Source organism: Modestobacter italicus (assembly GCF_019799965.1).
In the GTDB taxonomy this organism is placed as follows: Bacteria; Actinomycetota; Actinomycetes; order Mycobacteriales; family Geodermatophilaceae; genus Modestobacter; species Modestobacter italicus_A.
The window spans coordinates 49213-62342 of the sequence record NZ_JABGCJ010000004.1 but is presented as its reverse complement, the minus strand read 5'-3'; the positions used below and the strand labels follow the sequence as shown (position 1 = coordinate 62342).

Annotated in this window: 17 protein-coding genes; 10 read left to right on the top strand and 7 right to left on the bottom strand. The window is 74.3% G+C overall.

Annotated features, from left to right (window positions below; genetic code table 11):
* Window position 1: 1 nt before the first annotated feature.
* The 8 genes from HLA93_RS10795 to HLA93_RS10760 all read left to right on the top strand — a co-directional run bounded on the left by HLA93_RS10795 (window position 2) and on the right by HLA93_RS10760 (window position 6097).
* A complete protein-coding gene (locus HLA93_RS10795; protein ID WP_222194402.1) occupies window positions 2-454 on the top strand; it encodes a Fur family transcriptional regulator in 453 nt (150 codons plus the stop codon).
* Window positions 451-1608 (top strand): CAF17-like 4Fe-4S cluster assembly/insertion protein YgfZ, encoded by a 1158-nt coding sequence (gene ygfZ / locus HLA93_RS10790; RefSeq protein WP_222194401.1) that lies wholly within the window; start codon window positions 451-453, stop codon window positions 1606-1608. Before HLA93_RS10795 ends, ygfZ begins: the two co-directional genes overlap by 4 nt.
* A complete protein-coding gene (locus HLA93_RS10785; RefSeq protein WP_222194400.1) occupies window positions 1605-2462 on the top strand; it encodes a 3-keto-5-aminohexanoate cleavage protein in 858 nt (285 codons plus the stop codon). Before ygfZ ends, HLA93_RS10785 begins: the two co-directional genes overlap by 4 nt.
* Entirely contained in the window at window positions 2459-3028 is a 570-nt protein-coding gene (locus HLA93_RS10780) for an RsiG family protein (RefSeq protein ID WP_222194399.1), read from the top strand. The genes HLA93_RS10785 and HLA93_RS10780 overlap by 4 nt, the downstream gene beginning before the upstream one ends.
* Window positions 3028-4026, top strand: a complete 999-nt coding sequence (locus HLA93_RS10775; RefSeq protein WP_222194398.1) for an asparaginase — start codon at window positions 3028-3030, stop codon at window positions 4024-4026. The genes HLA93_RS10780 and HLA93_RS10775 overlap by 1 nt, the downstream gene beginning before the upstream one ends.
* Window positions 4027-4242: 216 nt before the next feature.
* The gene (locus HLA93_RS20940) at window positions 4243-4740 is read left to right on the top strand and encodes a helix-turn-helix domain-containing protein (protein ID WP_222194397.1); all 498 of its coding nucleotides are present in this window, start codon (window positions 4243-4245) and stop codon (window positions 4738-4740) included.
* Window positions 4737-5621 (top strand): hypothetical protein, encoded by an 885-nt coding sequence (locus HLA93_RS10765; RefSeq protein WP_222194396.1) that lies wholly within the window; start codon window positions 4737-4739, stop codon window positions 5619-5621. Before HLA93_RS20940 ends, HLA93_RS10765 begins: the two co-directional genes overlap by 4 nt.
* A 188-nt stretch (window positions 5622-5809) precedes the next feature.
* On the top strand, window positions 5810-6097 hold the full coding sequence (locus tag HLA93_RS10760) for a DUF2516 family protein (protein WP_222194395.1): 288 nt from the start codon (window positions 5810-5812) through the stop codon (window positions 6095-6097).
* A 25-nt stretch (window positions 6098-6122) separates the two neighbouring features.
* Here the strand turns inward: HLA93_RS10760 and HLA93_RS10755 are convergent, their stop codons facing one another.
* From HLA93_RS10755 to HLA93_RS10740, 4 genes are all read right to left on the bottom strand, one after another.
* Window positions 6123-6326: a PspC domain-containing protein gene (locus HLA93_RS10755; protein WP_222194394.1), complete on the bottom strand. Its 204-nt coding sequence runs from the start codon at window positions 6324-6326 to the stop codon at window positions 6123-6125.
* A 47-nt stretch (window positions 6327-6373) separates the two neighbouring features.
* Window positions 6374-7234, bottom strand: coding sequence for a spermidine synthase (locus HLA93_RS10750; RefSeq protein ID WP_308128058.1), 861 nt, complete (start codon window positions 7232-7234; stop codon window positions 6374-6376).
* A 442-nt stretch (window positions 7235-7676) separates the two neighbouring features.
* A complete protein-coding gene (locus HLA93_RS10745) occupies window positions 7677-8537 on the bottom strand; it encodes a hypothetical protein (RefSeq protein WP_222194392.1) in 861 nt (286 codons plus the stop codon).
* 339 nt (window positions 8538-8876) lie between these two features.
* The gene (locus tag HLA93_RS10740; RefSeq protein WP_222194391.1) at window positions 8877-9722 is read right to left on the bottom strand and encodes a class I SAM-dependent methyltransferase; all 846 of its coding nucleotides are present in this window, start codon (window positions 9720-9722) and stop codon (window positions 8877-8879) included.
* Window positions 9723-9762: 40 nt separating this feature from the next.
* On the opposite strand from HLA93_RS10740, the gene HLA93_RS10735 reads away from it, so the two are divergent.
* Window positions 9763-10797 carry a UDP-N-acetylmuramate dehydrogenase gene (locus tag HLA93_RS10735; protein WP_222194390.1) on the top strand — a complete coding sequence of 345 codons (1035 nt, stop codon included), beginning with the start codon at window positions 9763-9765 and terminating at the stop codon, window positions 10795-10797.
* Window positions 10794-11078: a hypothetical protein gene (locus tag HLA93_RS10730; RefSeq protein ID WP_222194389.1), complete on the top strand. Its 285-nt coding sequence runs from the start codon at window positions 10794-10796 to the stop codon at window positions 11076-11078. The genes HLA93_RS10735 and HLA93_RS10730 overlap by 4 nt, the downstream gene beginning before the upstream one ends.
* Window positions 11079-11082: 4 nt before the next feature.
* Here HLA93_RS10730 and HLA93_RS10725 read toward each other — a convergent pair whose 3' ends face one another.
* The 3 genes from HLA93_RS10725 to HLA93_RS10715 form a co-directional block, all read right to left on the bottom strand.
* Window positions 11083-11532 carry a DUF3995 domain-containing protein gene (locus HLA93_RS10725; protein WP_246626452.1) on the bottom strand — a complete coding sequence of 150 codons (450 nt, stop codon included), beginning with the start codon at window positions 11530-11532 and terminating at the stop codon, window positions 11083-11085.
* A gap of 16 nt (window positions 11533-11548) precedes the next feature.
* Window positions 11549-12022: a GNAT family N-acetyltransferase gene (locus tag HLA93_RS10720; RefSeq protein ID WP_222194387.1), complete on the bottom strand. Its 474-nt coding sequence runs from the start codon at window positions 12020-12022 to the stop codon at window positions 11549-11551.
* Window positions 12023-12246: 224 nt separating this feature from the next.
* Window positions 12247-13044: an SDR family oxidoreductase gene (locus tag HLA93_RS10715; protein ID WP_222194386.1), complete on the bottom strand. Its 798-nt coding sequence runs from the start codon at window positions 13042-13044 to the stop codon at window positions 12247-12249.
* Window positions 13045-13130: the final 86 nt, after the last annotated feature.

Sequence of the window (13130 nt, the reverse complement as noted above, 5' to 3'; positions counted from 1 at the left end):
CGTGTCCGGTGAGGAGAGCGCGCCACCCCTGGCGGCCGAGCTGCGCGCCCGTGGGCTGCGGCTGACCAGCCAGCGGCAGCGGGTGCTGGCGGCGGTGTCCGCCCTGGAGCACGGCACCCCCGAGGAGATCGGCGCCCGGCTGCGCGCCGACGCCGGGCCGGACGGCGCGGCCCCGGACACCTCGACGGTCTACCGCACCCTCGAGCTGCTGGAGCGGCTCGGCCTGGTCTGGCACACCCACCTGGGCAAGGGCGCGCCGATCTACCACGCCGGCCAGCAGCACCGGCACGTGCACGTCGCCTGCCAGTCCTGCGGTGAGATCAGCTCGGTCGACCCGACGGTGCTCGACGCGGCGGCGGAACGTCTGGGCACCGAGCTGGGTTTCACCCTGGACGTGGGCCACGTGGCGCTGTCCGGCACCTGTCGAGCCTGCGCGGAGAAGGAGAACGCATGAGCGCGGAGACGACGGGCGAGCAGGCGACCGGGTCGGGGGTCGAGCCGTCGCCCCTGCTGCGACGTCCCGGAGCCGTCGCCCTCGACGTCGAGGGGGGTGGCCCGGTCGCGGCCCACTACGGGGAGCCGCTGCCCGAGCAGCGCCGGCTCGCCGAGGGTGCCGGGCTGGTCGACCGCAGTGACCGTGACGTGCTCGTGGTCCCCGGCGCCGACCGGCTCTCCTGGCTGCACAGCCTGACCAGCCAGCACCTGGAGCGCCTCGGCGACGCGACCGGTGCCGAGGCCCTGGTGCTCGACCCGAACGGCCGCGTGGAGCACCACGTCGTGCTCACCGAGCTGGCCGGCACCACCTGGGCCGACGTCGAGCCGGGCGCCGGTGCCGCGCTGACCGGCTTCCTGCAGAAGATGCGGTTCATGCTGCGGGTCGACCCGGAGCTCGTGACCGGTGCGTGGGCGCTGCTGTCCCTCGTCGGCCCCCGCGGGGACGCCGTCCTGGCCGCGGCCGGCTGGCCGGTGCCCGAGGGGCCGTACTCCGTCGTCCCGCTGGACGGCGGCGGCTGGGCCCGCCGGATGCCGGCGATCGGCGACGGGACGGCGGCGGTGGTCGACCTGCTCGTGCCCCGCGCCGAGCTCGCCGCCCGCGCCGACGCCCTGCTCTCCGGCGGCGCGGTGCTGGCCGGGCTGGACGCCTACGAGGCGCTGCGGGTGGAGGCCCGCCGGCCGCGCGCCGGGGTCGACTCCGACCACCGCACCATCCCCAACGAGCTGGAGTGGCTGCACACCGCCGTCCACCTGGACAAGGGCTGCTACCGCGGCCAGGAGACGGTGGCCCGGGTGCACAACCTCGGCCGCCCGCCGCGGCGGCTGGTGCTGCTGCACCTGGACGGGATGAGCGAGTCGCTGCCCGCCCCCGGCACGCCGGTCACCAGCGGCACCCGCGAGGTCGGCCGGGTGGGCACCGCGGTGCGGCACCACGAGCTGGGCATGGTCGCGCTGGCCCTGGTGAAGCAGTCGGTCGCCCAGGACGCGGCGCTGGCCGTGGGGGAGGCGACCGCCGCCATCGACCCCGACGACGCCCCGGCGGGCCTCGACGACACCCAGGCCGCGGCCCGTGACCGCGTGCGCGCCGTCCGGTCTGCGACGATCGGCCGGTGACGCCCGGCACGCTCCTGACCCTCGCGCCCACCGGCGCGGAGTCGGCCAAGGCCGACGTGCCGGCGCTGCCGGTCACCGTCGAGGAGGTGGCCGGCACCGCGCGGGACGGTCAGGCGCTGGGTGCCGCGGTGCTGCACCTGCACGTGCGGGGTGCCGACACCCGGCCCACGCTGGACCTGCCGCGGGTGCGCGAGGTGGTCGCCGCCGTCCGCGAGTCCTCGGACCTGGTGGTCCAGCTGTCCACCGGTGGCGCGGTCACCGACCCGGCCGACGCCCGGCTGGCGGTGCTGGACGCCGAGCCGGACGCGGCCTCGCTGTCGCTGGGCACGGTGAACTTCGGCCGGGACGTCTTCTACAACCCGTGGGACCTCATCGTCGAGCTGCACACCCGGATGCAGCAGCGCGGGATCGTGCCGGAGTACGAGGTGTTCGACCTCGGGCAGCTGGCCACGCTCACCCGGCTGCTGGACCGGCACGGCCCGCCGCACGGTGGCCACGTGCACGTCGACCTGGTGATGGGCGTGCCCGGCGGCATGCCCGGGACGACGGCGGCGCTGGCCGCCTGCCTGCCGTTCCTCCCCGCCGGCGCCACCTTCGCCGCGACCGGCGTGGGCCGCACCTCGCTGCCGGTGATGCTCGCCGCGCTCTCCGCCGGGGGCCACCTCCGCATCGGCATGGAGGACACGCTGACCTACGCGCCCGGTGAGCCGGTGCGCGACAACGCCCAGCTGGTGGCCCGCGCGGCCGGGCTCGCCCGGATCGCCCAGCGCCCGCCACTGTCTCCGACCGAGGCCCGGCAGCTGCTGGGCATCAGCCCCCGTACCGCCCCCGTTCCCGTGGAGGTCCCGCGATGACTGCCCCCACCCCCGCTCCCGCCGGCGGCGCCGGCGTCGACGAGCTGCTCGACCCGTCGTTCCTGGACGGCGTCGAGGAGCTGCCGATGGCCGAGGTGCGTGCGCTGCGGCACCGCGCCGAGCAGGAGGAGGTCAACCTCTCCTACACCCGGCGGCTGCTGCAGGGCCGGCTGGACATCGTCCGCCGCGAGCTCCAGCGGCGGGCCGAGCACGACGGCCGGTCGCTGGTCGACCTGCTGCCGGAGATCCTCTCGGAGAAGGGCCGCGGCCCGGCGCACGGCCTCGGTCGGCACCAGACCGTGCAGCCGACCTCGCCCGAGCAGTTCGAGACCTGGGTGAACGGCCTGGCGCCCGGCGTCGACCTCTCCGACGTCCCCTCGCTGTCCGACGAGCGGCTGGAGCAGGCCGCCCGCGCGCTGGGCGAGGGGGAGCGGAACCTCTCCGAGCGGCGCCGCGGGGTGCAGCAGGTGATGGACGCCGTCGCCGGTGAGCTGGCCCGGCGCTACCGCGAGGGCCTGGCCGACGTGGCCCAGCTGCTGGCCGACGAGTCCCGGCACGGCGCCTGATGCCGGTGGGCGCCGGCGACCTGACCACCTGGCCCGAGGACCCGGTTCTGGTCGAGGTGTGGCGGGCCGGCTTCGACGACGAGGTGCTGGAGTCGGTGCACCGGGGGGCGCTCGTCGTCCTGGGGGCCGACGGCGAGCCGCTGCTGACGGCCGGGGACGTCGCCCGGCCGGTGCTGCCGCGCTCGTCGAACAAGCCGGTCCAGGCGACCGCCTACCTGCGGGCCGGGTGGCGCCCCCGGGACGACCGCGAGCTGGCCATCGCCGCGGCCTCGCACAGCGGTGAGGACGGGCACCGCGAGCTGGCCGCCGAGCTGCTCGCCGCCGCCGGGCTGACCGCCGACGACCTGGGCTGCCCGCCTGCCCTGCCGGGCCACGAGGCCACCCGGGCGCAGTGGCTGGTGTCCGGCCGGGCGCCGGAGCGGCTGGCGATGAACTGCTCGGGCAAGCACGCGGCGATGCTCTCGGCGTGTGTGGCCGCGGGCTGGCCGACGGCGGGCTACCTGGACCCAGGGCACCCGCTGCAGCGGGCGATCGAGGCGCGGCTGGGCGAGGTGTCCGGCGAGCCGGTGGCCGCAGTCGTGATCGACGGCTGTGGCGCTCCGCAGCACGCGATCTCGCTCACCGGCCTGGCCCGCGGTGTGCTCTCGCTGGTGCAGGCCGAGCCGGGCACCCCGGAGCGGCTGGTGGCCGATGCGATGCGCGCCCACCCGTGGCTGATCGCCGGCACCGGCCGTGAGGACACCGAGCTGATGCAGGCGGTGGACGGCCTGCTGGTCAAGGGCGGCGCCGACGGCGTGCACGTCGCCGCGCTGCCCGGCAAGGGCGCCGTGGCCCTGAAGCTGGACGACGGTGGGGACCGCGGCCGGACCCCCGCGCTGGCCGCCGGGCTGCTGCGGCTGGGCGTGCCGGCGGAGACGCTGTCCCGCTGGGTGAGCACACCGGTGTCCGGCGGTGAGGGCGTGGTCGGCTCGGTGCGCGCGTCCGCCGTCCTCGGCTGACCGGACCGGCTGGACCCTGCCCCGGCTGGACCCATGGAGGGGTGGACTCTGCCCGGCTCGGCCCCGCCCGGCTCGGCCCCGCCCGGCTCGACCCGCGCCGGGCAGGGTCGAGCCGCGTGCGCACGCGGCTCGACCCTGCGCTCCACGGGTCACCCTCGCTCGCGCGCCGCTTGCCCGCCGCTTGCAGGAGCTAGCACTCTGGGTTAGCGTGGTGGCGTGCAGCGACCCACGGAGTTCGTCCGGGAGCAGGTGACCGCGGTCCGGGGGACCGTCGCGACGGCTGCCGCCGAGGCGTCGACGGTGGCCTCGAACGTGCCGGCCGTCGGTTCGCAGGTCGGCGAGTTCATCCGCAGCCAGCGCAGTGCCGCCCAGGTGTCGCTTCGTGAGCTCGCCCGGGCGGCCGGGGTCAGCAACCCCTACCTGTCCCAGGTCGAGCGCGGCCTGCGCAAGCCCTCGGCGGAGATCCTGGGGCAGATCGCCCGCGGCCTGAAGATCTCCGCGGAGACGCTCTACGAGCAGGCCGGCATCCTCGACCGCCGCGCCGGCACCGCCGGCACGGTCGCCGCGATCCGCGCCGACGAGGCGCTGTCCGAGCGGCACAAGGCGGTGCTCCTCGAGCTGTACGAGACCTATGCCCGCGAGCACGCCGCCCAGCTGGCCCGTGAGCAGGCCGCTGCCCCCACCACCCCGAACCCCCAGGAGGAGACGGCATGAGCCGCACCGACACCCCGAAGCACCAGACCCTCAAGCAGCAGGGCGAGACCATCGTCCGCACCGGCCTGCTGGCCGCGCTCGGCGCCGGTGACGCGGCGGTCGACCGCGCCCGCTCCGTCGTCGGCACCTTCCGCTCGCGGGCCGAGGCGCTGCCCGGCGAGGCGCAGGTGCAGGCCGACCTGGCCGCCAAGGACGCCCGCACCCGAGCCGAGCAGGCTCGCGAGCGGGCGGCCCGCGCCGCCGCCGAGGCGCGCGCCCGGGCCGGCCAGGCCCGCAGCCAGGCCGAGGACGCCGCCACCCAGGCCCGCGCCGCCGTGACCAGCGCCGCCTCCACCGTGCGCCCGGAGACGGTGCTCGGCACGGTCACCGGCCTGGTCGACGCCGCCCGCACCCAGGCCCTGTCCGCCATCGAGGAGCTCGCCGGCCGCGGGGAGAAGGTCGTCGGCGGCCTGCGCACCCAGCCGGTGTTCCGCAAGGTCGCGGCCCGCACCGAGCGCGCCGTCGACGCGGTGGAGGACGGCGTGGAGGACGTGCTCGCCGAGACCGGCGAGACCGTCGGCAAGGCCTCCGACCAGATCACCTCGGTCGCGCAGAAGACCAAGGCGCGCACCGACAAGGCCCTCGACGAGGTCGGCCAGGACACCGAGGCCGCAGCCGAGTCGGCCAAGCGCACGGTCCGCGGCGCCGCGGCCAAGACCACCGAGCAGGCCACCAGCGAGCCCGCCACCACCAAGCCCGCCAGCACCAAGCCCGCCAAGGCCGCGAAGGCCACCCCGGCCAAGGCCGCCCCCAAGCGGACGGCGAAGGCCACCGCCCCCGCGGCCGAGACGCTGCCCGACCCGCTGGCGGTCCCGGCGAAGGCCCCCGACACCGCCGGCTGACGACGCTCCTCGCGACCGAGCTCATCGCCCGCTGCGCGCAGCGGACACCGCGAGCGACCTGACACCGCGCCCCGGCGCCCGCACTGGCGGGTGCCGGGGCGCGGTGCGTCTCACTCCGCCGGGGCATCCCCGGGGTGCCGCGTGGGACACCGGGCCGGCCGGGCCGCGAACGCGCCTATCCTGCTGGCATGGCCACCTTCGACGGGCTCGTCAACCTCGTCGTCGTCTACGCGACCCTCGCCCTCGCGGTGTGGGCCTTCGTCGACGCGTTGATCCGTCCGGCAGCAGGGTTCGTCGCGGCCGGCAAGCTCACCAAGCCCGCCTGGATGGCGATCACCGGCATCGCCACGCTCGTCCTGCTGTGGCAGGGGCCGCTCAGCTTCCTGGGCCTCCCCGCGGTGATCGCCGCCGTCGTCTACCTGGTGGACGTCCGGCCCGCCGTCCGCGGTCTCTCCCGGGGCAACACCAGCTGGTGAGCGGCCGCCCCGGCGGCGGGGTGGGTCAGTACCGGTCGTCGGAGGGCATGACGACCCACAGCACGATGTAGGCGATGAACTGCGGTCCGGGCAGGATGCAGGACGCCACGAAGGCGAGCCGCAGGCCGTTGCGGGACAGCCCGAAGCGCCGGGCCAGGCCTGCGCAGACGCCGGCCACGACCTTGTGCCGGCTGTCGCGGGTGATCCGTCGGGACGCGGGAGCGGTCATGCACCGACCCTACGGTCCGGCGGCGAACCCGGGCACCCCCGAGGCAATCAGTCGAAGACGCCGGCCGGTGGCGCCGGCGAGGGCTGCGCGTCGGCGTCGGTCACCGGCGTCGCCTGGCCGACGAAGCGGTCCAGCTCATCCCCGCTGACCACCCGTGAGGGCATCGGGTCACCCGCGCAGCGCCGGGTGAGCGCGGCGATCGGCAGCTCGCCGTCCGAGGCGACCGCCACGGTGTTGCCGAACCGCCGGCCGCGCAGCGTGCCCGGCTCGGCCAGCAGGGCCACGGAGCCGAACACCGCGCGCAGCGTCGCGGCCTCGGCCCGGGCGAACCGCAGCGGCGGGCCGTCGGAGACGTTCCAGGCGGTCGTGCCGCCGGGGCGCAGCACCCGTGCGACGTCGGTGGCGAACTCGACGGTGGTCAGGTGCGCCGGGGTGCGGGCGCCGGCGAACACGTCGACCAGGACGACGTCCGCGCTGGCGTCGGGCAGCGCGGCCAGCCCTTCCCGGGCGTCGATGGCCCGCACCCGGATCCGGGCACCGCGGGGCAGCGGCAGGTCGCGGCGGACCAGTTCGGTGAGCGGCTCGTCGAGCTCCATCACCCGCTGCGCCGAGCCCGGCCGGGTGACCGCGACGTAGCGGGGCAGGGTGAGCGCGCCGCCGCCCAGGTGGACGACGTCCAGCGGGGTGCCCGGCTCGGCGACCAGGTCCAGGACGTGGCCCATCCGGCGGACGTACTCGAACTCCAGGTACGTCGGGTCGGTCAGGTCGACGTGGGACTGCGGGGTGCCGTCCAGCAGCAGCTGCCAGGAACCGTCCCGGTCGGCGTCGGCCAGCAGCTCCGCCATCCCACCGGCGACCTCGGTGGGCCCGGGCAGCGCGGTCAGGTGGCCCCGGTCGCGCCGGCTCACGAGGGCCGGCTCACGAGGGCCGGCACCGACGGCAATGCGCACGCTGGCGCTGCGCCCGGTGGTGCTTCTCGCGACCATGCTGCTTAAGACGGCGCGATCGCGGATCCGCCGTTCCCACGGTCACTTCGGTGAGACCTGGAAGTGCATTGAGATGCCTGTGGTCGCGGCGACTCATGATGGCGAAGCCATAGTCCATCGTCGAGCGCGTCCCATGCTTGTGTATCTCATGAGGCACATGTTGAGCGCGGTCGATCATTAATAACGTCGTCGAAATCACTGTCTTGCGCTGCCGTTCGCGTGGGATGGCTTGTGAGCGTGAGGCTTACCTCGCTGTGGTCCGCTCCGACTCTCGAGTCGAGAGCGCTGGCACCGTCCGATGCGTCCGATAACCGGTGGGGGTGGTGTCGCGTCCCCCTCGTTGCTCGACTATACAAGGGGGTGCCTAGTCTTCTGTCGGACATTTCGAGTAGTCGGGGTCGCGTTCCCCGATCAGGTCGTAAATGGTCACGGTCTGACTTTGCGAGTTCTCGACGCGACATACTTCGCGACGGGATATCGAGTCGCTTCGTATCGAGACGATTTTTCGATCCCTTTCGCGCAGTAGTGTCGTCCAGTCATTCGCCTCGCTGACGACGTATCCAATGATGGGCTCGCGATAACTGGTGGTCACAACTTCGGCCGGCAACCACACCTTGTCGTTGATCGACTGTTGCACGACGGGGAGTAAGACTGTCGCCAAGAGGGCGATTGCCGCCGCGTCGATGGTGGGTCGGCCAGCTGCTTGGATGGCCTCGACTCTGGCGTTGTACTCATCAGCTAGTCGTGTTAAATTTGCCGACTCCTCGGCGTGAGTCTTCGGATCTGTGTGCGCAGACGGTGGTTGCTTGAGATAAGCGTACGTCAGCTTGTACTCGCTCCACAGTCGGCGTAACTGGGCATCCTCTGGTGGAGTGTCAAGAAACTGCTGCCGGTTGAATCGAGGTGCCGCCTCGGTGGTTGCAGGGAGAAGGTCCAACTCGACCTTTCGTCGTCGCCGCACCCACCTGAAGACATAGAACACTGAGAATAGCAGAAGGAGTGCAGTAAGAGTCCAGGGAAGCACTTGTGACAGGTAAAACAGGGACAGTCCGTAGAACCACCAAAGTCGGCGTCGCTCGTATCTGTTGAACTTGGAGTCCGAACCCGCCCAGATTGCGATAGCATTATTTAGACCCGTAGCCAAGAATGGTACGGCCAAGACGATGGCGCCGGTAACGATTTGAACGGTACCGGAGCTGCGGACGATCGCCAGAGCTGTGTTCACGTTAGCGTGAGCGACCAATAGAATCTTGAGAATCGCGAAGGCTAGTACGGTCGCAGAGGTGATCGGTACGGCGTTTTGCAGTATTTGTTGCCGCAGTGTTCGCGCGCGTTCTTGGTGCTCGATGAGGTCAACGGGGTCCTTCGGCGGGCGTCGCCGTGATCCGGACGACGAGGCCGTGGTCTGCTTTCGGGGTGTCCGCCGGAGTCGCACTAGCGCGCCCTTGCTGCCCCGGGCTTTCGCTGACCCGACTGGCGGAACTCCCGTGGCGCCGTCTTCGATCGCTCCGCTTTCGGCCACAGCGAGATGATAGGGAGGCCAGGAACTCTTTCGGGGCGACGTTCAGTCAGGCGCCACGGCGGACCAGCGGACGCTGACCTCGCCGTGCTTCCACCGTCGGGTCGGCCCGACCAGCGGCCAGCCGTCGGCGGCCAGGCCCTCCACCGCCGCGGCCCACCGCTGGCGGGGGCCGAACGCCGAGAACCCGGCGGCGGAGGCCCAGGCGGCGTCGAACGCGCGGAGGAAGTCGTGCACCGGCTGGCCGGGCACGTTGTGGTGGATCAGCGCCTTGGGCAGCCGCTCGGCCAGGTCGGAGGGGCGCTCCAGGTCCGACACGCGGGCGGCGAAGGTCAGGGTGAGCGGGCCGTCCTCGTCCAGCGCCACCCAGCTCGCCCGCCGTCCCCACTCGTCGCAGGTGCCCTCCACCAGCAGCCCGCCGGGGGCCAGCGCGCCGCGCATCGTGTCCCAGGCGTGGCCGGCGGACTCCTCGTCGTACTGGCGCAGCACGTTGAACGCCCGCACCAGCACCGGCCGCAGACCGGCCAGCTCGAACCCGCCGAGCCGGAAGTCCACCCGCGGCGGGTCGCGGTCGGCGGCCACGGCGGCCACCCGCTCCGGGTCGATCTCCAGGCCGACGACCTCCAGGCGGTCGCACTCCGGGGCCAGCCGGTCGACCAGCTCCAGGGTGGTGACCGCCGAGGCGCCGTAGCCCAGGTCGACGACCAGCGGCCGGGCGGCGTCCCGCAGCCGGGCGACCTGGGTGGCGACCAGCCAGCGGTCGACCCGGCGCAGCCGGTTGGCGTTCGTGGTGCCCCGGGTGGGCAGGCCGAGCGCCCGCGCGCGGCCGGCGGCCAGCCGGGGGGCCTTGCGGACCGGTGGCAGCGACGCACGCTGGGTGTGGTCGCTCACGGTGGACGAGGTTAGCCGCCGGGCGGATTACGGTGGTGCGGTGCAGGTACGCCGGAACGCCCGACTGGCGGACCTGACCACCCTCGGGGTGGGCGGTCCGATAGACCGGCTGGTCGAGGTGACCACCCGCGCGGAGCTGGTCGCCGCGGTCCGCGAGGCCGACGAGGCCGGCACTCCGCTGCTGGTGCTCGGCGGGGGCTCGAACATCGTCGCCCCGGACGCCGGCTGGCCCGGCGACGTCGTGCTGGTGCGCAGCCGCGGCATCACCCGCACCGACACCGCCGAGGGTGTCGAGCTCGAGGTCGAGGCCGGCGAGCCCTGGGACGACCTGGTGGCGCACACCGTCGAGGCGCAGCTGGCCGGCATGGAAGCGCTGTCGGGGATCCCTGGCTCGACCGGGGCGACGCCGGTGCAGAACGTCGGCGCCTACGGCCAGGAGGTCGCGGCGCTGATCACGCAGGTCACCGTGTACGACCGGGCGGCCGGGGTGGAGCGGGTGTTCGGCCCCGCCGAGCTGGGGTTCGCCTACCGGGACAGCCGGCTCAAGCAGCAGCCCGGGGCGTACGTCGTCCTCGCGGTGACCTTCGCGCTGCGGGCGTCGGCGCAGTCCAGCCCGGTCAGCTACGCCGAGCTGGCGAGGTCGCTGGGTGTCGAGCTGGGGGACACCGCGCCGCTGGCCGCGGTGCGGGACGCCGTCCTGGCGCTGCGCCGCGGCAAGGGCATGGTCTGGGACCCGGCCGACCCCGACTCCCGCAGCGCCGGGTCGTTCTTCACCAACCCGGTCGTGCCGGTCGGCACCGCGGTCCCCGAGTGCCCGTCCTGGCCGGCCGGGATCGGCGCGGACGGCGCGGCGCAGGTCAAGCTCAGCGCCGCCTGGCTGGTGCAGCACTCCGGCCACGGCCGGGGCACCCGCGCCGGCAAGGTCGGGACGTCGTCGCGGCACAGCCTCGCGTTGACCACCGAGCCGGGCGCCACCGCCGCTGAGCTGATGGCCTTCGCCGACCGGGTGGTGGCCGCGGTGCGGGAGCAGTTCGGCGTCACGCTGGTGCCGGAGCCCACGGCGGTGCGCCCGTGAGGCCGGACGAGTCGCTGCAGCTGGGTGCCCTCTACGACGCGCTGCGCACGCCGGCCCCGATGCCGGCGGACCCCGCACAGCTGACCGGCTGGATGGCCCGCGTGGAGGCTGACGCGGCGCTCGCCGGCCTGATCTCCCGGGTGCTCAACTCCGGCACTGCCACCCCCGACGAGGTCACCGACGCGCAGGCGCTGTTCGAGCGCAGCGGTACCTCCGCCGACCCCACCCGCGTCACCCGCGCGTACGAGCTGCTGCACCGGCACGCCGGCCAGCCGGACTGAACGGTCACGCCGGCGTCGTGTCGGTGGTTGATCGCGCCGTGCTCCGGGCCGCCAGCAGGAAGGCCATCCCACCGAGCAGGAACCAGGGGTTCCACAGCACCAGGGACCAGTGCCGCTGGGCGTCGCTCATCGCGGCGTTGCCGGCGTAGGCCCCGGCCAGCAGCAGCATCTCGATCCCGAGCCCGCGCAGCAGCAGGAGCAGGCCGATCGCCGCGCCGGCCAGGACGAGCAGTCGCCGGCGACGGCCCCGGGCCAGGGCGACCGCCAGGCCGGCAGCGATGAGCAGGAGCGCGGCCACGCCCCACAGCCCGCCGGCCACGAACCAGCCGGGGCGCTCGGCGGCGAGCCGGTCGCCCGCCGAGCTGGCCAGGCCGACGGAACCGCCCAGCGCCCAGAAGACGTGCAGGACGGCGAAGGCGGCGGCCCAGCCGGCCGCGACCCAACCCCAGCGCATCACGGCCGGACGCCGGTCATCCCAGGGCCCGGGTCAGGGTGACCTGCTCCTCGGCGTAGCCCAGCCGGGCGTAGAGCTCCCGGGCCGGCTGGTTGGCCGTGCCGGTGTCCAGGGTGACCCGGTGCAGACCGCGGGACCGGGCCCAGGCCTCGACGCCCGTGACGAGCTGCTCGGCGACGCCGCGCCGGCGCGCGGACGGGGCCACGACGAGTTCGCCCAGGTAGGCCTCCCGCTCACCGCTGAAGTGCCGGCGCGCACTCGCCCCGGCGAAGCCGACGACCTCGTCGGCGGGGGTGCACGCCACCAACAGCACGTGGTGCTCGTCCTCAGCGGCCCGGCAGGCGTCGGTGACCCAGCCCGCGGCCGCGGCGGCGACCCCGGCTGCCGGTCGCCACGGCGCCATGCCGGCGGTCAGCTCGCCGGCCAGCGCCTGCACCGCCTGGTGGTCGGCGGGGACGGCGGGACGGATCGACACCTCGGCAGCGGGCACCCCGAGATCATGTCGGACGGGGCCGTCCGGATTGAAGAGGCGGCGAGCTGCGGCCGGTTGCTGGGTCGAGGTACTCGGTCCCAGCGGTGGGGCGCGTCTCGATGCGGGCGGTCAGCCCTGGAGGACGTGCGGCGCACCGCCGGCACGGTGAGCACGAACCGCCGCCCGGCCCCGTTCCGGGTACCGCCCGGGCTCGCGAGGGGTGGGGAGGACGGGGTCCTTCTTCAGTCCGACTCGCGGTGCACCTTGTGCTGGGCGGCCTGGGCGCGGGGCCGGACGACGAGCAGGTCGACGTTGACGTGGTGCGGTCGGGTCACCGCCCAGGCGATGCAGTCGGCGACGTCGGCGGCGACCAGCGGCTCGCGCACCCCGCGGTAGACGGCGTCGGCCTTCTCCTGCGACCGGGTGCGGTTCAGCGAGAACTCCTCGGTCTTCACCATGCCGGGTGCGATCTCGACCACCCGGACCGGCTCGGCCACGAGCTCCAGCCGCAGCGTCTCGACCAGCGTGTGCACCCCGTGCTTGGCCGCGGTGTAGCTGGCGCCGCCCTCGTAGCTGACCAGGCCGGCGGTCGAGCCGACGAACACCAGGTCGCCGGCGCCCGAGGCCCGCAGCGCCGGCAGCAGCGCCTTGGTGACCCGCACCGTGCCCAGCACGTTGACGTCGTAGGTCCGCTCCCAGGAGTCCAGGTCGGCGTCGGCCACCGGGTTGGTGTCGAAGGCGCCGCCGGCGTTGTTGACCAGCACGTCCACCCGGTCCAGCCCGGCGGCCAGCGCGGCCACCGAGGCCGGGTCGGTGACGTCCAGCTGCACCGCCCGGCCGCCGATCCGCTCGGCGAGCTCGGTGAGCCGGTCGATCCGGCGGGCGGCCAGGACGACGTCGAAGCCCTCGGCGGCCAGCCGCTCGGCGGTGGCGGCGCCGATCCCGCTGGAGGCGCCGGTGACGACGGCGACGCGGTCCTGCCCGGCGAACGGGGTGGTGCCGGACGAGGAGGCGGACGACGGGGCGACGGGGCTGGACATGTGCCCATCCTGGCGCTGTTGCAGACTGAGAGGACGACAGGGTGCCCGCCATCGGGTGCCACACCAGCCACTGCGGGCCCGCGCGG

What these genes read in the sequence shown, in the direction of transcription:
- HLA93_RS10715 (WP_222194386.1), bottom strand. Translation starts at nt 13,044, where the DNA reads ATGTCCAGCCCCGTCGCCCCGTCGTCCGCCTCCTCGTCCGGCACCACC.
- HLA93_RS10755 (WP_222194394.1), bottom strand. Translation starts at nt 6,326, where the DNA reads ATGACCGCTCCCGCGTCCCGACGGATCACCCGCGACAGCCGGCACAAG.
- HLA93_RS10765 (WP_222194396.1), top strand. Translation starts at nt 4,737, where the DNA reads ATGAGCCGCACCGACACCCCGAAGCACCAGACCCTCAAGCAGCAGGGC.
- HLA93_RS10780 (WP_222194399.1), top strand. Translation starts at nt 2,459, where the DNA reads ATGACTGCCCCCACCCCCGCTCCCGCCGGCGGCGCCGGCGTCGACGAG.
- HLA93_RS10760 (WP_222194395.1), top strand. Translation starts at nt 5,810, where the DNA reads ATGGCCACCTTCGACGGGCTCGTCAACCTCGTCGTCGTCTACGCGACC.
- HLA93_RS10775 (WP_222194398.1), top strand. Translation starts at nt 3,028, where the DNA reads ATGCCGGTGGGCGCCGGCGACCTGACCACCTGGCCCGAGGACCCGGTT.
- HLA93_RS10725 (WP_246626452.1), bottom strand. Translation starts at nt 11,532, where the DNA reads ATGCGCTGGGGTTGGGTCGCGGCCGGCTGGGCCGCCGCCTTCGCCGTC.
- ygfZ (WP_222194401.1), top strand. Translation starts at nt 451, where the DNA reads ATGAGCGCGGAGACGACGGGCGAGCAGGCGACCGGGTCGGGGGTCGAG.